The organism is Desulfosoma sp., assembly GCF_052743555.1.
In genome coordinates this window covers 22,364-44,018 of the sequence record NZ_JBRAHS010000012.1, presented here as the reverse complement: position 1 = coordinate 44,018, position 21,655 = coordinate 22,364, and the positions used below count along the sequence as shown (strand labels likewise).

General features: G+C 57.0%; 18 protein-coding genes and 2 pseudogenes. 8 read left to right on the top strand and 12 right to left on the bottom strand.

Translation table 11 applies throughout. The features are described from left to right. Positions 1-60: 60 nt before the first annotated feature. The 6 genes and pseudogenes from ACUVSA_RS09315 to ACUVSA_RS09290 all read right to left on the bottom strand — a co-directional run bounded on the left by ACUVSA_RS09315 (position 61) and on the right by ACUVSA_RS09290 (position 4,841). The gene (locus ACUVSA_RS09315; protein ID WP_445890823.1) at positions 61-921 is read right to left on the bottom strand and encodes an ABC transporter ATP-binding protein; all 861 of its coding nucleotides are present in this window, start codon (positions 919-921) and stop codon (positions 61-63) included. Next, positions 909-1,901 carry an NAD(P)H-quinone oxidoreductase gene (locus tag ACUVSA_RS09310; protein ID WP_445894603.1) on the bottom strand — a complete coding sequence of 331 codons (993 nt, stop codon included), beginning with the start codon at positions 1,899-1,901 and terminating at the stop codon, positions 909-911. Before ACUVSA_RS09310 ends, ACUVSA_RS09315 begins: the two co-directional genes overlap by 13 nt. A gap of 11 nt (positions 1,902-1,912) precedes the next feature. Then, positions 1,913-2,593: pseudogene (radC, locus tag ACUVSA_RS09305) on the bottom strand (RadC family protein). Beyond that, positions 2,574-3,227 (bottom strand): MlaC/ttg2D family ABC transporter substrate-binding protein, encoded by a 654-nt coding sequence (locus ACUVSA_RS09300; RefSeq protein ID WP_445894602.1) that lies wholly within the window; start codon positions 3,225-3,227, stop codon positions 2,574-2,576. The pseudogene radC and the gene ACUVSA_RS09300 overlap by 20 nt, the downstream one beginning before the upstream one ends. An 82-nt stretch (positions 3,228-3,309) precedes the next feature. Next, positions 3,310-4,476, bottom strand: a complete 1,167-nt coding sequence (locus ACUVSA_RS09295; protein WP_445894601.1) for a class I SAM-dependent rRNA methyltransferase — start codon at positions 4,474-4,476, stop codon at positions 3,310-3,312. A 95-nt stretch (positions 4,477-4,571) separates the two neighbouring features. Then, the gene (locus ACUVSA_RS09290; protein WP_445894600.1) at positions 4,572-4,841 is read right to left on the bottom strand and encodes a hypothetical protein; all 270 of its coding nucleotides are present in this window, start codon (positions 4,839-4,841) and stop codon (positions 4,572-4,574) included. Positions 4,842-5,090: 249 nt separating this feature from the next. Between ACUVSA_RS09290 and ACUVSA_RS09285 the strand changes: the two genes are divergently transcribed. Further along, positions 5,091-5,744 (top strand): LOG family protein, encoded by a 654-nt coding sequence (locus tag ACUVSA_RS09285; protein ID WP_445894599.1) that lies wholly within the window; start codon positions 5,091-5,093, stop codon positions 5,742-5,744. On the opposite strand, the gene ACUVSA_RS09280 is transcribed toward ACUVSA_RS09285, so the two are convergent. The 6 genes from ACUVSA_RS09280 to asnB all read right to left on the bottom strand — a co-directional run bounded on the left by ACUVSA_RS09280 (position 5,734) and on the right by asnB (position 15,528). Further along, entirely contained in the window at positions 5,734-7,224 is a 1,491-nt protein-coding gene (locus ACUVSA_RS09280) for an Rne/Rng family ribonuclease (protein ID WP_445894598.1), read from the bottom strand. The two genes, ACUVSA_RS09285 and ACUVSA_RS09280, sit on opposite strands and share 11 nt — an antisense overlap. Then, positions 7,221-8,579 (bottom strand): CoA activase, encoded by a 1,359-nt coding sequence (locus ACUVSA_RS09275; protein WP_445890816.1) that lies wholly within the window; start codon positions 8,577-8,579, stop codon positions 7,221-7,223. Before ACUVSA_RS09275 ends, ACUVSA_RS09280 begins: the two co-directional genes overlap by 4 nt. Before the next feature lie 22 nt (positions 8,580-8,601). Beyond that, complete coding sequence (locus ACUVSA_RS09270; protein ID WP_445894597.1) at positions 8,602-11,664, bottom strand: acyl-CoA dehydratase activase; 3,063 nt, start codon at positions 11,662-11,664, stop codon at positions 8,602-8,604. Between the two features lie 174 nt (positions 11,665-11,838). Beyond that, entirely contained in the window at positions 11,839-12,804 is a 966-nt protein-coding gene (locus ACUVSA_RS09265; protein ID WP_445894596.1) for a radical SAM protein, read from the bottom strand. Then, positions 12,801-13,244, bottom strand: coding sequence for a MerR family transcriptional regulator (locus ACUVSA_RS09260; RefSeq protein WP_445890813.1), 444 nt, complete (start codon positions 13,242-13,244; stop codon positions 12,801-12,803). The genes ACUVSA_RS09265 and ACUVSA_RS09260 overlap by 4 nt, the downstream gene beginning before the upstream one ends. A 490-nt stretch (positions 13,245-13,734) precedes the next feature. Next, entirely contained in the window at positions 13,735-15,528 is a 1,794-nt protein-coding gene (asnB, locus tag ACUVSA_RS09255; protein WP_445894595.1) for an asparagine synthase (glutamine-hydrolyzing), read from the bottom strand. 290 nt (positions 15,529-15,818) lie between these two features. Here asnB and ilvD point away from each other — a divergent pair, with 290 nt between their 5' ends. The 7 genes and pseudogenes from ilvD to ACUVSA_RS09220 all read left to right on the top strand — a co-directional run bounded on the left by ilvD (position 15,819) and on the right by ACUVSA_RS09220 (position 21,652). After that, entirely contained in the window at positions 15,819-17,480 is a 1,662-nt protein-coding gene (gene ilvD, locus ACUVSA_RS09250; RefSeq protein ID WP_445894594.1) for a dihydroxy-acid dehydratase, read from the top strand. 9 nt (positions 17,481-17,489) lie between these two features. Continuing rightward, the gene (locus tag ACUVSA_RS09245) at positions 17,490-18,335 is read left to right on the top strand and encodes a class I SAM-dependent methyltransferase (protein WP_445894593.1); all 846 of its coding nucleotides are present in this window, start codon (positions 17,490-17,492) and stop codon (positions 18,333-18,335) included. Positions 18,336-18,354: 19 nt separating this feature from the next. Continuing rightward, a complete protein-coding gene (amrS, locus tag ACUVSA_RS09240; RefSeq protein ID WP_445894653.1) occupies positions 18,355-19,371 on the top strand; it encodes an AmmeMemoRadiSam system radical SAM enzyme in 1,017 nt (338 codons plus the stop codon). Beyond that, entirely contained in the window at positions 19,371-20,051 is a 681-nt protein-coding gene (locus ACUVSA_RS09235) for an endonuclease III domain-containing protein (protein ID WP_445894592.1), read from the top strand. Before amrS ends, ACUVSA_RS09235 begins: the two co-directional genes overlap by 1 nt. Then, positions 19,988-20,524, top strand: a pseudogene (locus ACUVSA_RS09230) (universal stress protein). Before ACUVSA_RS09235 ends, ACUVSA_RS09230 begins: the two are co-directional and overlap by 64 nt. Before the next feature lie 4 nt (positions 20,525-20,528). Then, on the top strand, positions 20,529-21,065 hold the full coding sequence (locus tag ACUVSA_RS09225) for a hypothetical protein (protein WP_445894591.1): 537 nt from the start codon (positions 20,529-20,531) through the stop codon (positions 21,063-21,065). 2 nt (positions 21,066-21,067) lie between these two features. Then, positions 21,068-21,652 (top strand): shikimate kinase, encoded by a 585-nt coding sequence (locus ACUVSA_RS09220; RefSeq protein ID WP_445894590.1) that lies wholly within the window; start codon positions 21,068-21,070, stop codon positions 21,650-21,652. Positions 21,653-21,655: the final 3 nt, after the last annotated feature.

Genomic DNA, 21,655 nt, shown 5'->3' with positions numbered 1-21,655 from the left:
CGGTGTGTCCTGGTCACAAAAGGCTTTTTGTTGAAGGGCCGTCGTATGGCTGCCGAAGCCTTAGGAGAAACCCAGTCGAGTCCGGTAGCGCCCTCCGAGCGCCTCCACCTCAATGGGAATCTCAAAAGCCGAGGATAAAACCGGCGCGGTGAGCACCTGCTCTTTGAGCCCGCTGGCCACACAGCGGCCCTGTCGCAGCACAAGCACATGGGAAAAAACGGGCATGATCTCTTCCAGGTGATGCGTGACCAAAACGAGGGTGGGCCCTTGGGCATCCCGGCCCAAGCGGTCCAGGGTTTCCAGGAGCTGTTCGCGGGCGACCAAATCCAGCCCCGAACAGGGTTCGTCCAAGATGAGGAGCTTGGGATTCGCCATGAGGGCACGGGCGATGAGCACCCTTTGCTTTTCCCCCTGAGAGAGCACGCCGTAAGGGTTGTGCACAACAGCCGCGCATCCCAGGATTTCAGCCAGCTTTTCGGCCTTCCGCGTATCCTGAAGGGAAGGTTTTTCATAAACCCCGATGGAGGCGAACTTTCCGCCCACAATGAGGTCCAAGGGCTTCTGATGAGCCGGCACGTGTTCCTGCAAAAAGGATCCCACCCAACCGATCTTTTTGCGCACTTCTCGAAGGTCCACGGTACCGAAACGGTGCCCGAGCACCGTCACCGAACCTTGAGTGGGCCACAGATAGCCGGCAAGCAGCAGAAGAAGTGTGGTTTTGCCGGAACCATTGGCTCCCAGCACCACCCAGTGTTCCCCTTTCTGCAGGCGCCAGGTGATGTCGGTGAGAATAGCCCGGCGAGACCGCACGAAGTGAACCTGTTGCAGCGCGGCAATCCAGGCACTCTGACCGCCGTCATTGCCGTTGCCTTCGCTGCCCTGGATGTGGAAGTCGACGGCCTGCCTGATCACTCCTTCCATCGCACCACCACTTTGCCGAAATGCTGGCTGTTGCGAACATACAAATGTGCTGCTTCCACGTCCGCCACGGCAAAGATTTGATCCACCACGGGCCGAACCGTCCCCTTTTCCAAAAGCGGCAGCACCTGCGCACGAAACTGCCTCAGGATCGCCGCCTTTTCGGCATCGGACCGACTGCGGAGCACAGAACCGATGATTCGGATTCTTTTCGTGAGCACAGGGGCCAGGGAACACGACGCTTGGTGCCCGCCCATGAGGCCGATGAGCACGAGACGGCCCTTAGAGGCTAAAATCTTTAAATGTTTTTCCACATAGGGAGCGCCAATGAAATCTACGATCACGTCCACGCCTCGGCCTTCGGTCCAGGACAGGACGGCACCGGCAAAGTCTTTGTGCTTGTACGGCACCACCAGATCTGCTCCCAGAGCGCGACATTTTTCAGCCTTCCAGTCACTTCCGCACGTGGTGGCCACTCGAAGCCCTCGAGCCTTGGCCAATTGAATGGCCGACGTGCCCACGCCGCTTCCGCCGCCGTGCACCAGTAGCAGCTCCCCAGGCTCCGCCCGCCCCTCCTCAAAGATTGTGGTGTAGGCCACGACAAACACTTCGGCGGCCGCGGCCGCTTCCACGAAAGAGAGATTCTCGGGGACAGGCAGCAAATGATCCGCGCACACCACCGCATACCGCCCATAGCCACCTCCGGCCACAATGCCGAAGACACGGTCCCCTTCGCTCCAGGGCACGTCAGGGGAACCCCGCCTGACCACATATCCTGCCAGATCCAACCCGAGAATGGAGGGCGCACCCGGGGGCGGCGGGTACAATCCACGGCGCTGGAGCAAATCGGCTCGATTCACCGAAAAGGCCTCCACCTGCACTAGCACCTCCCCGCCCTTGGGCTCCGGCATGGGCACATGTCCCAAAGTCAGGGTGTTCCAGCTACCGGGTTCTCCCGTCTCCTGAACGAGCACGGCGGGCATCGTCCTCTCCATCAGTCCATCTCCCCTTGTTCCGCAAAGGAATAGTATCGGGTTGCGGCCAGAATGATGTGGTCATGGACGGCAATGTCCAGCTCCATGAGCAGGCGTTGAAGCTTTCGCGTCATCTAGCGGTCAGCGGTGGACGGTTCGGGATTCCCGCCAAGATGATTGTGGGCTAAAATCACTGCCGTCGCGCGATGTTTCAAGGCGGCTTCCACCACTCGCCTGGGGAAAACGGTCGTGCGATTCACCGTGCCTTCCTGAAGGTGTTCCACAGCGATGATCCCGTTTTGGCTGTTGAGAGCCAACAGGCAAAAGACCTCGACACATTCCGCTTGAAAATGCCCCATGAGGTATTCCACCGCCTCTTGGGTCGAATTCAAGGTCTTGACCGTACGCCACCGGTCTCGGTGGTAACGCTCCAGAAGGCGGGGAATCAAGGCCAGAAGCAGGGCCGAACGAACGCCGATGCCCGATACGGCTTGCAGCTCTTGAGGCGAGGCATCCAAAACGGCCGAAAAAGATTTGATGTGGTCCAGAGGAGCTTTGGCAGCGGGTTTGACATCGCGCCTGTGGATGGCAAAGGTCAGGAGAAGCTCCAGCACCTCATGGTCTGCGAAGGCGTCCAGCCCACCGGTCAAGAAGCGTTCTCGAAGGCGCCGACGATGGTCTTCAGCTGCCAAGGCGGTCATTCTTTTGCAACTCCGCCACCTTTTGTTTCAGACTTTCCAGGAAATCATTTACGGAACGGTTCACGAGAAAACTGTCAAATTGGGACCGGTAATTGTTTACGTAACTGATCCCTTCAATGACCACGTCGTAGACCATCCATCGACCGCCACTTTGCAGCATTCGGTATTCCACAGCGACATCTTGGTTTTGATAGCGCACGCGGGTTTTGACCAAAGCAAAACGCCCTTCCACACGTTCTTCTTCGTAACGAATCTGCTCTTCTTCACCGCACGTGTAGGTGTCCACCTTACCGATGTAGGTGAAATACAAGAGATCTTTAAATAGCCGCAGGAATTCGGAACGTTGTTCGGGCGTAAGATTTTTCCAGTGCCGACCCAAGCTGCGTTTCGCCGCCTCTTCAAAATCCACGTATTCCATAGCGAGGCTTCGAACAGCTTCGCGCCTGGCTCTGAGCTCTTCGGGCGAATTGCCTCTGCACGTGCGAAGCACCTGAAGAGCCCGTGCCGTCGCGTTCTTGATCACTTCCGTGGGCGTGGTCTGAGCCCACGCCACAGCCGCGTGTCCTTGCAGCCAATAAAGTCCAAGCACCAGAAAGGCTGAAGCCCAGAATGTTCTTTGACCCAATGTTTTCATGCGTCCTCCTTCCACGTGTGCCATCGTGCTTTTGAACCTTGTTAATCCACTTGACGATCCCTTGTAAAGGCTTCCGCCATTTTCAGCGCACTTCGAGAAAAGCGCATTTCAGGTAGCGGGTTTCCGGCATAGCCAAGAGCGCCGGGTGGTCCAAAGCCTGACCTCGCGCTTCCAGGAGCCGCACCGATCGGCCCGCCGCCTGGCCCGCTCGAACCAACATCTCACGGAAGGCATCTTCTCGAAGATGCGAGGAACACGAACAGGTCACGAGAAGACCACCGCGGCGCAAGGCCAGCATGGCTCGGCGATTGAGATCCGTGTAGCCTTTGAGGGCCTTCGGCAGCCCACTCTTGGTCTTGGCAAAAGCCGGCGGATCCATGATGATCACGTCGTAGCTTTCCCGAGGTGTGCGTTTCAAAAAATCCAGCACGTCTTCCGTTTGAAAGGCGCATCGGTCTTCGAGGCCGTTGGCCTGCGCGTCCGCTTCCGCTCGTCGCACTGCTTCGCGTGACGCATCCACGCCTAACACGCGCACGGCTCCAGCTTGAGCCGCCACGAGACTCCACAACCCTTGATAACAAAACAAGTCGAGTACCTCGGCGCCGACAACAAACCGGCGAAGCGCCTCGCGATTGTCTCTTTGATCCAAAAAAAGCCCCGTCTTTTGCCCTTCCATGACATCCACATGCACCGTCAGGCCGTGCACGGCCACCGGCACGAAATCCTGCACCGTGCCGTAAAGTATCTGCTTTTCCAATGGCAAGCTTTCCAAAGCGCGTGAGGCGACGTCGTTTCGAGCCACCACGACCGAGGGGTCAAACAGCCCCACCAGAGCCTCGCAAACCTGTGCGGTCACACGGGCCATTCCTGCCGTGGTGATTTGCATCACCCATGCCGAACCGTAGCGGTCCAGCACAAGGCCCGGCAGTCCGTCCGATTCTCCATAGACTGCACGGTACGTTCGCTCACCCGGGTAGAGCTTCTCACGAAAAGCCACCGCTTCCCGCAGCCTCTCAGCAAAAAACGCCACTGTCGGTTCGGTGTTCCAAGGCCCCACAAGGCGGGCCGCAATGAGGCTATGGGGATTCACGTAGCCCGTGCCCCACCGCCTGCCAGACGTGGAGACCACCTGCACCCATTCCCCCGGTGCAAACATTTTGAGCGGGCTTTGCACTTCATTGCTGAACACCCAACGGTGCCCTTGCATGAGCCGTCGTTCACAGCTTGTCTTCACCACCAACGTTTGCATGACCCCCACACCCATCCGCGCCGCAACTCGGCATTCGGACAAAATAAAAAAGCGCTCCCCGGGAGCGCCCGCAGGACTTCAGGCCGTGGCATCCCTTAGCCTGCGTCGGACCGCACTGACTCCAACAAGATTCGATAGTCTTCGTAAATCCGCGCTTCACTTTCAATAACCTCATAGAGATCGTCCAAATCCATGGCGATCACGGCATCTTTGTCGGGCGCTTCTTCCTTTAGTTCAATCCAAATCCAGTCCAGAAGCATCTCTTCCGGGTCACTATAACCTTCCTCGTGCTTATTCAAAATACCGTCCGTAAGCTTGCGGTTGACCTTTTTCAGAGCCGCCTTGACAAACTCTTTTATCTCCATGGCGCATCCCCTCCACATTCCACAATGGGAACAAACTTTTCCTTTTCATGACCCACGTGTAAGCCCCGGCGCCGGCGCAAGGGCAACGCACTCGGCTTGATAGCGGATTTGGCGAACCATTTCAACACACAAACGTGTAGCTCCTGACAGAAAGCCAAGTTTTTGGTTTTCGAGCCCGCACACACCGTGATAAGTTCTTTCGGGTTCTTGCCAAATGTATCCTTTTATGCACGGGAGCTGTCAGCGATCATGAAAGAACGTCAATACGTTATCGACGCTATGACTGTTCAGGATTCCTGGCGCCTTTTCAAAATCCTGGCGGAATTTGTGGAAGGCTTTGAAATTCTAGGGGATATTTATCCAGCTGTGTCCATCTTTGGGTCCGCGCGCGTGCGTCCGGGAGATTCCATCTATGAATTGACGGTGGAAATCGCCAAAAAATTGGCCCAAAACGGCTACAACATCATCACTGGGGGCGGGCCCGGGGTGATGGAAGCGGGAAACAAGGGCGCCAAAGAAGGCGGCGCTCGATCCGTGGGGCTCAACATCGAGCTGCCCATGGAACAGGAGCCGAACCCCTACGCCGATGTGAAAATCAATTTCAGATATTTTTTCGTCCGCAAGGTCATGTTCGTCAAATATGCTCAGGCCTACGTGGCCATGCCCGGAGGCTACGGGACTCTGGACGAAGTCTTTGAGGCGCTCACACTGATTCAGACGCGCCGCATCAAGCCCTTTCCCATTATTCTCGTGGGCAGCGACTACTGGGAACCTCTCCTGCATTGGATACGCCACACCCTGCTGCCTCGAGGCCTCATTTCTGCAGAAGATCCTGACTTGGTCATAATGGCCGACGATGCCGATCAGGTGGTCAAGTTCATCACGCGTTACGTCATTGTGTAGACGAGGCGGCTTCGGCGGTCACGCATTCCAGGTGACCCTCGTGCGGCGCCAGATGGGGAGAGGCTTCAATGATGATGTCCTTTCGGAATTGTTCCTCAAAGGCCATGAGGTCTTTTCTTTTGCGGTTGAGCAGGTAATGGGCGACGTCCGCCGCCAGGTGCGCGCGCACAGCGACGACATCCTCCTTGAGCAGAGCATTCCAGATTTTTCGAAGGTACCAAACCGCCGAGGTTTCCGTGGAGCGCACCATGCCGGTTCCCGAGCACATGGGGCAGGCTCGATAGGAGCCGAGCTGAATGCTTAAGCCCAAGTGTTCCCGTGAAATTTCCATAAGGCCAAAGGATGAAATCTTTCCCACCTTGACTTTGGCTTTGTCCTTCTTGATTTCTTCCCGCAATCGCCGTTCCACGTTGCGAATGTGCTGGGCCTGGCGCATATCGATAAAATCCACCACCACCAGACCACCCAGATCCCTTAAGCGCAATTGCCGAGGAATCTCTTCCGCGGCCTCCATGTTAACCCGGTAAATGTTATCCTCTTGCACCGTTTCCCGGGTCGCCTTGCCGGAATTGACATCGATGGCCACCAGGGCTTCTGTGCTGTCGATCACCAAATAGCCACCGGATTTCAAGGGAACTCTTTTTTGAAACAACTGATCGACCTGTTCTTCCAGATGAAATTTATTGAAAAGGGGCGCTTCCCCTTTGTAGAGCTTCACCAGGCGCTGATGTTTTGGGCTGATGATGCGAACAAAGTCTTTGACTTGCCGATGCACCTCCGGATGATCCACCAAAATGGACTTGAGGGCCGGGTGAAAGTAGTCGCGCACCACACGAATCGCCAGATCCCGTTCTCGATAGATTAACGCCGGCGCCTTGGTTTCCTGCACCTTCTTGAGAATCCCTTCCCAGAGACGAAGGAGGTAGCGCAGGTCTTTCTGAATTTCCCGCTTGGTGCGGTTTTCGGCCGCCGTGCGCACGATAATCCCCATTTGTTCTGGGATTTCCAGTTCTTGAGCCATCTGTTTGAGGCGTTCTCTTTGGGCTTCATCCTCGATCTTGCGGGAAACCCCCCGTTGGTTCTGGCCCGGAGCCAGCACGAGGTAGCGGCCTGCCAAGGACACGTAGGTGGTGAGAGCGGCACCCTTGCTGCCCACCTCTTCTTTGGTCACCTGCACCAAGACTTCCTGGCCTTGGCGAATCACGTCCTGAATCTTGGGAGGCCCCTCGATGTCGACAGCATAATAGTCCGGATGGATTTCGCTGAGAGGCAGAAAGCCGTTGCGCTCTCCACCGTAATCCACAAAAACCGCTTGCAACGAGGGCTGCACATTGACCACAAGGCCTTTGTAGATGTTGCCCACCACCTTGCCTCGAGCGGCCGTTTCAATGAAAAACCCTTCCAGGGATTGGCCTTCAACCAAGGCGATGCGGATTTCTTCTGGGTCGTGGGCGTTGATGAGCAGATGTTGTGGGTTCATAGAGTTTGGATGTGCCCGGAGCGCTTTTTTTGACGTTGCTGCGCCTGATAAACGAAGGTCCTTAAAATCACATCCCGGTTGGGCTGTGAGGTGCCGTCGTAGGGAGCGTCCACATAAGGATAGCGCCATTCCAGGAGTAAGGGCTTGAGGATGGCGGCACAGATCGTGCTCGGCATGCACGTGAAGGGAAACACGTTCACGATGCCGTCAAAGCCCTCTTGAACGTAGGCCAAAGCCCCCCCGATGCTCAAGGCGGCTTCCGTGCCGATATCGAAACTGAAATGACGGTCATGGTCCAGAAAGTTTTCGATGTGTTGCACACTATGATCCGGCTGAATATCCAGATGGCGGAGCACGCGTGCATAAACTTGATGCTGGCGCCAGGACTGATAACCGTTTTCCAGACGCTGATGCATCACCGCCTTGGCCGCCCGCAGCGCTTCCGCCCTGCGACCTTGACGCCACGCCTGGGCGCAGTGCTTTTTGGCCTTGCGCAACCTTTCATAGCTCACAAAATTGATCCATTCCGCAATGGACGCAGCCACTACTTCGCCCCCGTAAGCTTCGATCTGCCGAATGATGTTCTGGTTTGAGTCCGGGTGACTCCTCAGGTAAATTTCACCGATGATGGCAATCTTGGGTCGCCTTGGTTTTCTGGGATCCACAAAGGTCGCCGCCGTTTTGGCCACATCTTCCACCAGATCGTACAGCCGAGCGAAGTTCCTGCTAGGCCCGTAAATCACCAAAGCCTTTTCCACAGCCTGCAGGGCCTCTTCCATGAAAGCATCGGTCAGGCCCGGCCGCATTTCATAAGGTCGAACCCGCCAGACGATCCGGTCCAGCACGTCCGCAATGACGGCCGCCACATAGGCCACGCGGCGAAAATAGCGCGCCTTTTTCTTGGGCAGCAAACCAGCCACGGAATAGGCATCTTGAGTGGAAAGATAGGTGATAGGGATGCCGCGATATTCCGGAAACCGATCCAAAACGATTCGCTGAAACTTGTTGTACATGCCGAAACGACACGGGCCGTCCGATTCCGGCAGAAAATACACATAGCGCTCCGGATCGAAATCCGGACCCAATCGACGCTTTTCGTTGTCGAGAAAGTACAGGATATCTCCGAGGGTCACTTGGCAGGGAAAGCACTCCTTGCCGGAAGTGAACTCCTTACCCATCGCCAGTCCCTTGTAGGTTTCCAGAACCTTGGCCGGCACGCCAAAGGCGCGAAAGCTCGCCGCCAAAAGGCGCGTGCCGAAGGGCGTCATTTGTGGCAAAAGCAGGGTGCGCCCAGTCACATCAAAACGGTCCACCCCTTTGTGCAATCGATCCAACGCCTTGAGCGATGCTTGCATGGAAACTCTCGGTCCTGCTCCTTTAGTTGCTCAACTTGCCCGCTAAATCATTCCAGTCCGCCGAACCCAAGGAGGCTTCATGCACGTTCTTGACCACGTTGCGAAAAGCTTCCACCCGCGTCAACAGTCCAGCCACGGCGCTGTGTTCATCCAGCTCCAAAATCAGTGCTGGTTTGGATTCCAGAATATGCCGATAGAAATGTTCCACAAAGGAATCCGGGCCACAACTGAAATTGCTCAGGTGCACGCCAAACCAGTGGGGCGTGCGCGCGATTTTTTTCGCGCTTTTCAAAATTCGAGCGCCAAGGCCCCAGTACATGCGCGGAAAGTCGCTCAAATCCTCACCATCCACGTCCAGAATATCGGCCGGAATCGCCCAGATGCCCAGCTTGGCCAGGTGGCGTCCCAATTTCAGGTTCAGCCGTTCGTCGTAAAGGTTATATGGGCGGCCCGTGACAATCCAGACCGGCTCCAGCATAGGAACACGGGTTAGGATGGCGCGCCCCATCTCCTGCACCCGTCTTCGAAATCCTTGCTGATAGGCCCAGGCCGCCCGCACTGCCGCCTCGACACGGCCCCGGCTCATCTTCCAACCCTTGGGCAAAGCCCGCCACAGCGCCGCCATCACGGCCTCAGGGCCATCCTTCATGTAAAGGGTCGGGCGCACCAGGCGATGATCGGGAATGTTCAAGGCCGCCCGCACCACGTACTGGGAACTTTCCATCAGCGGACAAAACATCCCCGCCTCCGAAGATTCGGGGACAGGCATATTGATGACGTTAGGCAAAAAGAGATAATCCGCGTGGTCCAGAAGAATGTGAACATGCCCGTGAAAGACTTTGACCGGAAAGCAGGTTTCGGCGGTCATGGATTCCACGCCCCTGAGGACAATGCGGTTATCGGTTGCGGGACTTACCACGACCTGACACCCGAGAGCCGCCAAAAGGCGCACCCAAAAGGGTGCCCATTCCAGGGAATGCAGCCCCATGGGAACACCCACCACCGGACGCCCCTCGTCCTGCAACGACGCTTGGACCGGCTCCCCTAACACTTGAGCGTATTCGCGCACCATCTGCCAGAACAGACGATGCCGTGCTTCAAAGGCGTTTTCGGCGGACGGCCCTCGGTAATGGCTGACTTCAAAGCGCCCGCAGTCTCCTCCCCAAATGCTTTTTCGCCCCACAAAATCGTAGATTTTCAGCTTGCATTCGTTATGACAGTGCTTGTCGGCACGGCACAAAGATTCCGTAAATTGCACCCTCGCCTGGGCAAGGGCGTGAAAATCGCGCCGCTTTTCCGAAACCTCGCCGCGCTCCCACGCCTCCTTTACGGCCAGAGCGGCTCCGTAGGCCCCCATGACCTCCCGATGAGGCGGCACCACCAAAGGCCGTTGCAAAACCCGCTCAAAAGCCGCAACCACAGCCTTGTTCAAGGAAGGGCCGCCAAGGAACATGATTTTTTTCCCAATGGGTCTTTTGCCCACGACACGGTTGAGGTAATTGTGCACCACGGCGTAGCACAAACCGGCAATGAGGTCTTCACGGCGCGCGCCCTTTTGCAGATAACTGAACAGATCCGATTCCATGAACACCGTGCAGCGTTCCGCTAAATTGACCGGGCTTGGGGACACCATAGCCAGTTCTTGAAATTCCCCCACGATGTTGATCTTCAGCTTATTGGCCAGTTCATGAAGAAAACTGCCCGTTCCGGCGGCACACACCTTGTTCATGTCAAAGTCCAAAGGATGGGTGGCTTCGAGGCGAATGTACTTGGAATCTTGGCCGCCGATTTCAAAGATGGTGTCCACGTTGGGGTCCACCGCCACCGCCCCTTTGGCATGGGCCGTGATTTCATCCAGGATAAGATCCGCATCAAGAAAGTCCCCCACCACGTTGCGGCCCGACCCCGTGGTGGCCACGGCCTTGATGCGCACATGAGAACCCATTTGCTCCAACAATGTGCGTAAGAGATTTTGGGTGACTTCGATGGGTTTTCCCTGGGTCTGAACGTAACATTTGTGGCGAAGGATTCCGCTCTCATCAATCAAAGCATACTTCGTGGTGGTGGATCCGATATCCACACCCAGGTAGGCCGGAAAAGGACTCTTGTCGTCACAGCCCTTCCAAGACGGCACCTCATTGTTTGCCTCAAAAACCGTCCAGCGCAGCTCCAACCGAGGGGCTCGTGGAAATTCCAGTCCCGCAGCATCAACGCCCTCCGACAGCCTTTCCAGATCCACACGGTTGCATCGGCCAGCACGACGGCTCCGCAGAGCCGCTCCTAAGGCCCCCAAGGACGTGTGGTGCGGCGGCACTGCAAGCGATGGAAAATAATGACGAAAAGCTTCCACTTGCAGCGGATTGGAAGCCATACCCCCGATGAAAATCACCGGTTCCTCCAAGCGGCGTGCGGCCACAATGGTGCTCACATAATTGGCCGCATTACCATAATGAAGCCCCGCGATAATGTTTGGTAGAGGTTCTCCCTTGTTCTGCAAATGAATCATGTCGGATTTGGTAAACACCGTGCAGCGGCAGGCTACCGGGGCCGGCGAGCTGTGTTGCAAACCCAGAGCAATAAAGTCCTCCAGAGTTTTCTGCATCTTTTCCTGGCTCATTTCAAAGTCGGCCCCATAGATGGATGAAGCCAGTCGCGCACTCTGCTGGTCCATAAAGGATCCCGTTCCCGAAGCGCAAGGGCCGTTCATGTTGAAAGCGTCCAAATGCCAGGACCCATCCGTGTAGCTCAGTTGAAAAAGGCAGGCGTCTTGTCCTCCAATGCTCACAATGCTGCGCACGCCCGGCGCCACATGTACGGCACCTGTCACTTGAGCAATGGTTTCCACTTCAAAAGGAGCACCAAGAATGGCGGCGATCCGCTCCCCGTGAACCCCAGTAAAAGTCACGGAACGCACCTGGTCCGCCCCAAATCTGGAAAACACCTCCTCCAATGCCCGGCGCACCTCGGCCGCCGTATGGCCAAAGTGCCTGACATAAGGGGCTTCCCACACGATTTTTTCTTCGTTATCGACGACCACCACATTGACGCTAACCGAGCCGATATCCACACCGACATCGAACGCCATGACGGCACCCTCCATCACGGGCTGAAATCATGAGCTTCTCTATCGCGTGGCTAGCATACTCGAAGGCCCCTTGAAGGAAAAGCCTCTACCACATCAGCCCTCGAGCTCTCCGCCAATGTTTGAAGCTGTTGCAGGAGTTCCGCTCAAGGGCCGTTCCGTACGGCTCCAGAACCCTTAATGCCCGTCATCGGGCTGCACCGGTACCACGAATAGGTGCCCCTCAAAGTCTTGAACATCAAGCAGGCCGGCCTCACGCTGCCTTTGCACGGCCGCTCTGACCACTTCCACCGCCACGCTCAGGGCGTCCGCCATCTCCTCCAGAGAACACGGCCTGCGCCGCACCAGCTGGACGACGCGTTCCTCCAGGTTGTCCGTGGGCGCAACCGTCCCTTTGCGTTCATAACTTCCGATAATTTCCACAGGGCACGATGTAAAGAAAGCGGCCGCCTCTTGCATGGCTTGGCCGGACAATCCCTCAATGCCGGGTACAGCCGGAGGCCGAACCACGGTGTTTAGTTCCACCCGATCCGGGTGGATGCGCCGCACCAATGCCGCTAAGTCCCGCAAATGCTCGGGACTGTCATTGATCCCCTTAACCAAAAGGATTTCCAAATGGTACGCGCCTCGATATTCGTGACGAAAAGCCGTCAGACCTTCCACAACCTCGTGAAAAGACAAATGCGGGTGCGGCCGATTGAGTCGCGAAAAAACGTCCGGGTCCGCGGCATCCAAAGAAGGCACCACACGATCCGCGCTCTTCAGACTTCGTCGCACTTCAGGGTCCCACAACAGGGTTCCGTTGGTCAAGACCACCAACGGAATGCGCCCACCCATAGCTTTGATGCCCGAGATGAGCTCACCAAGAGGCTCATACAGGGTGGGTTCTCCCGCCGAAGAAAAGGTCAAGGCTTCCACGGATCCCGCATGCCCTTTTAAAAACGCCCGCAATTCCGCCAGCACGCGATCCGGCGGCATAAAGGCCTTTCGCTGCAGACTTCGATGCGTTGTGGGCCCGGACTCACAATACAAGCAATCCAGTGTGCAGGTCTTGGGGGGAATGACATCGATGCCCAAGGAACGCCCAAGCCGGCGGGACGGCACCGGCCCAAAGAGCGCACTGGCCATGGAGGAGGCTTTCATGCCTTGGAGTCCTGCGCCTTGGCTTCCGCACAGCGCTGCATCATGACATGGTTCTTCTTCTTGAGGTAGACTTCACATTCGCTGCACACCTGCCCTTTTTCCTTGCAGGTCCGGGGCACCAGATCCCAGCAGGGCACAGGAAAATTCAAAATCGCCGGGCAACTCTTGCGCACTGACTCTTCACAACCGCGAACCTCCCAGCACGGAGCCACGGTTAGAAGCTTTTTCACTCCGGCGATGTTCAATCCATCTGCACTGAGCAGGCGGCGCAGGCACTTGAGCCATTGCAGGTCATTGTTGGAATAAAACCGCTTGCCGCCACGGCGGGCCGGCTTGATGAGGCCTTCCTGCTCATAAATTCGCAGTGTTCTCGGATGGATGTTGAGCAGCTCGGCCACAATGCCTATGGGATAAAGAGCTTTTGTATTTTCTACCTCCACGACGTCTTCCTCCTTCGTGAGTAAACTGGACAAGGTGACACGGCAATGCATCTGATACATGATTGTCAAATGAACTGTCAAGCCATCGTCGCAAGTCCTTTTTGATGCCCACGGACAATCCTGGCTGGGTTCGTCACCGGGGCCTATGGGATGCCACGCCATCAAGGATCGTTCTCTAGGAGCCTGTCTAACAATGCTGATTTCGTGCCAATGGAGCCTTGCAACTTATTGAAATTGCAAGGGCGCCAATTGTCAAAATTGAGTTCTCGGACAAGCTCCTAGGAGCCTGTCCGAAAACGGCTTTTCAGGGCCGCTTTTGTTTCATTCTGTACACACTCTTAGCGGATGGCGGCACGGCGTCATGGTGTGTGCCCGAGTGCATCCTCACGGCATCGGTGGGACCCTCATGGCGGGCGGCCCTGTTTCCACAGGCTCGGCCCACCCCAACCATCTCCGACGCCTGGATCCTTTTCCGTCCAGGCACGCTCGGCTAAGTCACGAAGGCGCGGTAGACATGCTTCAGCCAGCCCCGACGCCAACTTCCCACGGTTCGGGCGTTGGGCGTGAGCCATTCGGCAATGGGGACGGCAAAACCTGTTTTGGCGCGATGCAACAAGGGCTCGGGGGGATTTCCGTCCCAGGCGCAACGGGCCACGAGTTGTTTATAGTTCAAGGCCTTGGCCCGCAGCAGACCGACCACGGTTTTGAAAAAGGCCACATCCACAAACGGCACCCGAATTTCCAGGCTGTGGGCCATGCCAGCCCAATCACTGTCTCGAAGGAGCATATTGCGCATGTACTGGGTGACTTCAAGGGCGGAAACCGCGTGAAAGGGATCCGCCATCTCATCGATCGTCCGGTTCAAAGCTTCCACGGCGTTGAGCCTTTGCCATCCTTGGTGCGCCATTTCCGGGTCCATGAGCCGAGGCAGCTCCCACGGCACGTAGACGGCACGCCGCAGCAGGTACGCTCCACCAAAACTTCCACCGTATTCGAAAATTCCCGCATACTTGGGTGAGGCCACGCGTCGAAGGACAGGCTCCGCCACAGCCCGCGCCAGGGAGCCCACCGATGCAAAGGGCTTGGCGACCTTGACGATCAGGGGAACATGCCGGAAAGAGGGGTAGCCTCCAAGAAGTTCGTCCCCGCCTAGTCCTGAGAGCACCACCTTGAGCCCCCTTTCGGCGGCGCCTTTACTCACCAAATACGTATTGATCCCATCAATGGAAGGTTGATCCATCGCGTCAAAGATGCGAGGCAGATCGTCCATCAGTTCCTTTTTGGACACCCAGCCCGTTTCGTGGCAGGTCCCTAAACGCCGAGCGACCATTTCGGCAAGGGGTGTTTCGTCGTCCAGTTTTCCTCGAAATTCATCGAATCCGAGGGTAAAGGTGCGCAAAGGGAGATGGGCGCACCGCGTGGCCAAGGCGGCAAGGGATGTGGAATCGAGCCCGGCGGACAGAAACACGCCCACGGGCACATCCGCCACCATGTGATAGCGCATCGTTTCTTTGAGTGCCTCCTCGAGGGTTTCTCTCACCTTTCGGCGGCTCATCGACAATGGCGAATTCTCAGAACCCGCAATGATTCGACCCACATCGCAATAGGTTTCGGGTTCACCTACGGGACCGCCTCTTGAAACCCACAGGGCGGATCCTGCAGGAAGAGCTCGAATGCTTCGGTAAAGCGTAAAAGGTTCCGGCACCCAGCCCCAGAGAAAGAAACCCGCATGACCAGCTGGTTCCGGCGAGGTGTCGGAGACCCCTGCGGCCAGGAGCGCTTTGACCTGGCTGGCCACCTTCAGCGTCCCGGCGTCGTCCGCGTAATACAGGGGCTTGATGCCAAAGGGGTCCCGGGCCAGCAAAAGCCCTTCTTTTTGCGCATCCCACAAGGCAAAGGCGTACATTCCTCGAAGGTGCTCCACCATCCTCTTGCCGTAGCGTCGATAGAGATGCAGAAGCACTTCGGTGTCGCTATGGGATCGAAACCGCACGCCTTGGCCCTCCAGGGCCGCGCGCAGGTTTTTGTAGTTGTAAATCTCGCCATTATAAGTCACCCACAGGAGGCCGTCGTCAGAACCCATGGGCTGATGTCCTGCAGGAGAAAGGTCGATGATGGCCAGGCGCCTGTGCCCGAGGCCCACCGTACGGTCTTGGGAAACCCAAAGGCCCTCGCCGTCGGGACCACGCGGTCTTTGGCGAGCGTTTACCTTTTCCAGCCAAGATGCTGGATCGTCGTGCCCTGCATGGTCCTTGTAGCGAAAGATTGCACCAATACCACACATACAACCTTTTCCTCCTCATCGCATATCATCAACGGAAACCGCTGGCCTTGGACCTTACGCCCTCCCGGCGAACAGTCCACACCCTCAAGATGGGATGGCATTTTGACACGATTTCAGAAAAAGTCGAGTGGGCGAATCCTCCTTTTCCCTTGCCAAGACTTTAACGGCTACAGTAAGTTTTCCTGCCTTATGATTTGCCGAAGATTCCACCTTTAGCGGCAGGTGTGCGGTCCGCCGCCCCAAACGGCCAATACCCTGAAAACTTTGACATCTACAGAGGAGGAACGGCCATGCGCAGCGACGTCATGAAAAAAGGACCAGAAAAGGCACCCCATCGGTCCCTTTTCAAAGCCATGGGCTACACTCGAGAAGAAATCGATCGGCCTCTCATCGGTATCGTCAATTCTTTCAATGAAATCATTCCGGGGCACATCCATTTGGATAAGATCTCTCAGGCGGTGAAGGCCGGTGTGCGCATGGCGGGAGGCACCCCCATTGAATTTTTCACCATCGGGGTCTGTGACGGCCTCGCCATGAACCACGACGGCATGCGCTACAGCCTGGCCAGCCGCGAACTCATCGCCGATTCCGTGGAAGTCATGGCCATGGCGCATCCCTTTGACGGGCTGGTGCTCATTCCCAACTGCGACAAGATCATTCCCGGCATGATCATGGCAGCGTTTCGTTTGAACATTCCGAGCCTGGTGGTCAGCGGAGGTCCCATGCTGGCGGGTCGAGTGGGCCGACGTCCAGTGGATCTAATTTCGGTCTTTGAAGGTGTCGGCGCGTTGAAGGCGGGGACTATTGCGGAACAGGATTTGGACGAACTGGAGGACAGTGCGTGCCCAGGCTGTGGTTCCTGCGCCGGCATGTTTACCGCCAACTCCATGAACTGCCTGAGCGAGGCTTTGGGATTGGCCCTGCCCGGAAACGGAACCATTCCCGCCGTATCCGCCGCCCGTTATCGGCTGGCAAAAATGGCGGGCATGCGTATTGTGGATCTGGTGCGCAACAACATGAAGCCCCGGGATCTCATCACCCTGACCTCTTTTGAAAACGCCATTGCCGTGGACATGGCCCTGGGATGCTCCACCAACACGGTCCTGCACGTCCCGGCCATTGCTCATGAAGCCGGCTTCAAGCTGGATCTCGATCTGTTCAACACCATCAGTGCCAAGACTCCGCACCTGTGTTCCCTGCGTCCAGGAGGTCCTTATTTTCTGGAGGATCTGAACGCCGCGGGGGGAGTTCTAGGCGTCATGAAAGAGTTGGCCAAGATCGGCGCCATCCATCTGGAGGCCCAAACCGTGACGGGATGCACTGTGGGCAAGAATCTGGAATCCGTCACGCGGGTGGACCACGACGTCATTCGGCCTGTGGACAACCCCTACCATGCCCAGGGAGGCATCGCCATTCTGTACGGCAACCTGGCCCCTCAAGGCGCCGTGGTCAAACAAAGCGCTGTGGCTCCGGAAATGCTGCAAAGGACAGGGCGCGCCCGGGTTTTTGAAAGTGAACAAGATGCCGCCAACGCCATCCTTTCCGGCGCCATTCAGCCTGGAGATGTGGTGGTCATCCGCTACGAAGGCCCCAAGGGAGGGCCAGGCATGCAGGAAATGCTTACCCCCACGGCGGCTATCATCGGCATGAACCTGGGCAAAGACGTGGCCCTCATCACCGACGGCCGGTTCAGCGGTGGCACACAAGGGGCCGCCATCGGTCACGTCAGCCCCGAAGCAGCGGCTGGAGGGCCCATTGCGTTGGTGGAAGAAGGCGATCGCATCGCCATCGATATTCCAGGAAAGAAACTGGAGCTTCTTGTGGACGAGGCGACTCTCGAATCGCGCCGAGCGGCTTGGCGTCCCAAGCCGCCACGCGTTCGCCACGGCTATCTGGCTCGCTACGCCCAAATGGTCACCAGCGGGGCCACAGGGGCGGTATTGTCCCAGTAAGGAGGAATCGTGGGATACGTGTTTCGTTTGGAAGATGCCCAGAAGATGGAGCGGTGGGCGATGACGGAACCCGGGCGCACGGTGGTGCGCCTGGAACGCAACCTGCTCCTGCGCCTTTGGAATCCTCCGAGCCCTCAGCGTGTCCTGGACGTGGGGTGCGGCACAGGGCAGACCCTTCAATGGCTCGCTGAACAAGGGCATCTCGTCACGGGCGTGGAACCTTCCTCGGATTTGGTTCGCCACGCCCGAAAAAATCTACCGGAGCGCGTCGCGATCCATCACGGATTTGCCGAAGATCTGCCTTTTAGCGATAATGAATTCGATGCGGTGACCTTGATCACCACGTTGGAATTCGTGGAAAACCCTCGGGCCGCCCTGGCCGAGGCATGTCGCGTGGCGCGTCGCCACGTCCTCATCGGCACTCTTAACAAATGGTCCCTGACCGCCTGTTACCGCCGCATGGAATTCCTGTGGAAGCCTTCTGTTTACCGCCATGCGGCCTTTGTCTCGGTGCTTTCTCTTAAACGCATGCTGGAAGAGGTGCTCTACGGGTCGCCGGTCTGCCAGTGGAGATCTTGCCTGGTTTTCCCCTTGTGGCTCACAAGACATCTGGACAGGATTGAAAATCATCCTTTTTTTCAGTATCAACCCTTTGGGCATTTCTTGGCCATGCGCGTGGATCTTCGCCCCATACACAGGCCGGTTCAGGAGCCGCTCATGGAGCGGGTCGTGGGAGCCGGAACTTCGGGAACGCCGCGATCCTGCTGGCGGTTGCACGGCCGTCCCGTCCCTTCAAGCCCTCCCGGACGAGGTGGCGCAGGACGTGTCACGCACACGTCAGCGGAAACACCTTAGTGACATGAGGGAAGCGGCTATGCATGAAGCGCGGTTTTATACGCCGGAAAAAGAACAGGCCGTGCGCTGTCACTTGTGTGCGCATCGATGCTTGATCAGGCTGGAGAAAACCGGCATTTGCGGCGTGCGGCGTAACCACGAAGGCCGCCTCGAGTCCCTGGTTTACGGCAAACTGATCGCCACCCATGTGGATCCCATTGAAAAGAAACCCCTCTTCCATTTCCTTCCGGGAAGTTTGAGCTATTCCATTGCCACCGTGGGGTGCAATTTTCGGTGCCTTTTTTGCCAAAACGCCGACATTTCCCAAGCCCCTCGAGACCAAGGAGCCGTCTTCGGCCGGGATTTTTCACCCCACGCGGTGGTTCAGGACGCTTTGAAGACCCGGTGTGCCACTGTCAGCTATACGTACACGGAACCCACGATCTTCATGGAATTCGCCATGGATGTGGGCATTGAGGCGAGAAAAGCGGGTCTTAAAAATGTTTTTGTCTCCAACGGTTACATGACTCCGGAGGCGATGCAAAAGGCCGCCGAGACGTTTCTCGACGCCGCCAACGTGGATCTGAAAGCCTTTCGCGATCGGTTTTACAAAGAGATGTGCGGCGCGCGCCTGGAGCCGGTGCTGGAGACGCTGCGGGGCATGAAACGGTTGGGCATTTGGCTTGAAGTGACCACGCTGCTCATTCCCGGCCTCAACGATGACCCTCAGGAATTAAAGGAACTGGCCGAGTTTCTTGTTTCCCTAGGACCGGAAACGCCGTGGCACGTGAGTCGATTTCATCCCACATACCGCTTGACCGATCGGCCGCCGACGCCTGTGGCCACACTGCGACAGGCTCGAGAAATCGGTCTCAAAGCGGGTTTGCACTATGTTTACACGGGCAATGTGCCGGGAGACGAAGGGGAAAACACCTACTGCCCTCAGTGCGGCGCCGTCATTTTTAAGCGTCATGGCTTTTCCACCAAGCCTCAGGGAATCCTCAGAGGGATCTGCGAAGCGTGCGGCGCCCGCATTCATGGAGTGGATTTGCCGTAATGGGGCCGCAGCCTGCCGTCTTTCTGCGCCGTCTCTTTGAAACCCTTTTCGCCGCCTTCGGTCCTCAGGGGTGGTGGCCTGCGGACACGCCTTTCGAGGTCATCATCGGTGCCATTCTCACGCAAAACACCTCCTGGAACAATGTGACCCTCGCCATCGAGCGCCTCAAGGTTAAGGACCTCCTCGACCCCCATAAGATCCTCGCCACTGACCCAGAAACCTTGCGAGAGTGCCTGAAGCCCTCAGGTTTTTTCAATCAAAAAACCCGTTACGTGCTGGCCTTCTGCCGCCATCTTCAAGATCGTCACGAAGGCAACCTCTTGGCCTTTCTCGCTCAGGACATGGCTCTGTTGAGGCAGGAACTTCTTGGCATATCCGGAATCGGGCCTGAAACCGCCGACAGCATCCTTCTGTATGCCGCACACAAACCCAGTTTTGTGGTGGATGCCTACACGCGGCGTATCCTTTCCCATCACGGAATGGTATCCTCCACCATCGGCTATGAAGCTCTGCGCCAATATTTTATGGACGCTCTTCCCTCCAATGTGTATCTTTTTCAGGAATTTCACGCTTTGCTCGTGCGCATCGGCCATCTTTTCTGCCGAAAAAAACCACGATGCGGACCATGCCCTGTGAGGGCCATGCTGGAAGAAACACCGGAGACGAGGAGACTGCCATGATTCAATTCAAGAAGATTCTGGTTCCCGTAGGCTTTTCCGAATTCTCCCAAAAAGCGATTCGCTACGGTGTACAACTCGCTCGGGACAGGCAAGCTTCCCTCACCCTGATGCACGTCATCAATCAAAGGATTATCGACGCTGTCCACGAACTCAGCGCGTAAGGGTACAAGGGCGATTTTGTGGAGGCCATGCGCAACATGGCCCAGGATCGAGAAGAAGAACTCCATCAGCTGCTGCCCTTGGAATGGCGGGAAGGGGTCCCCGAGATTCATTTTGAAATCCGCAAAGGTCGTCCGGCAGAGGAAATCATCAACTACGCCAAGGAAAACGCCATTGATCTCATCGTTGTGGGCACGCACGGCCGTTCCCCCCTGATGAGCACTCTGATCGGCAGTGTGGCCAACACCGTGGTGTTGAGGGCTTCATGTCCCGTTTTGGTGGTGCGAGCCATTGAGCATGATTTTGTGAAATAATCGCATGACTGCATGCTCTCCTCTCCTGTCGCCGTGGGCCGTCTTGGACGACGCCCAGTGGCGTGGGTTCTTTCAAGGCCTCGACTCGCATCTTCAGGCGCCGGCCTTCAGGAAACTTCGATCGTTGGCTCATCAGGCGCGCCAGGCTCTCAACGACCTGGATGCCTTCATGTCCCGCTACTGCGCCCAAACGTGTCCGCACTGCCCCGATGTGTGCTGCAGGGCCTTACGTGTCGCCTACAATGTCACGGACTTGGTCTACCTTTGGGGGCTGCATGAAGCGCTGCCCCTGGGACAGACCCGCCGCAACGACACCGATCCGTGCCGCTATCATTCATCTTCAGGCTGCATTCTGCCTCGCCATCTTCGACCCTATGTGTGCACATGGTTTTTCTGCGAAGCCCACATGCAGCTCTTTTCTTTGGAAACGCCTCGATTTCAGAGGCATGTGCTGGCTGTCCTTCAGGAGATGCGCCGCCTGAGAAGCGCCATGTACGAGACGGTCCGAATCTCTTTTTCCACAGGCGGAACCAAGGAATAACCATGGCTTTGGGGACTCGTAACGGCCGCTCGACTTCTCCAGCATGGCCGAATGGCAGCCGACCTGAAGCACCAAATTTGGTGCTCATCGGCATGCCCGGAGTTGGCAAGAGCACTCTGGGGGTTCTGGCGGCAAAACAGTTGGCCGCTCCTTTCGTGGACACAGACCTCATTATTCAAACGGCGCACGGAAAACGCCTTCAGGAAATTATCCGTGAAAGAGGCCTTGCGGGCTTTCGAGCCATCGAAGAAGCCGCCGTGTGTTCCCTCGCCGTCTCGGGCACGGTCATCGCCACGGGAGGCAGCGTGGTCTACAGCCCGAAAGCCATGACACACCTTCGCACTCATGGGTTCATTGTCTGGTTCGACCTGTCGCTTCCCTTCTTGGAGCAGCGCTTGGGTGATCTAGACGCTCGGGGTGTGGTGCGAGCCCCCGGCCAGACGCTTCAGGGGCTTTACAAAGAGCGTCAACCCCTCTATGCACGTTACGCCCAAGCTCGCCTTCTTCTGGACGGCCTCAGTCACGACGAGGCCCTTCAAGCCCTTTGGCGTGTTCTTGCATTGCACGGAGTTTTCACAACTCCTTGATAA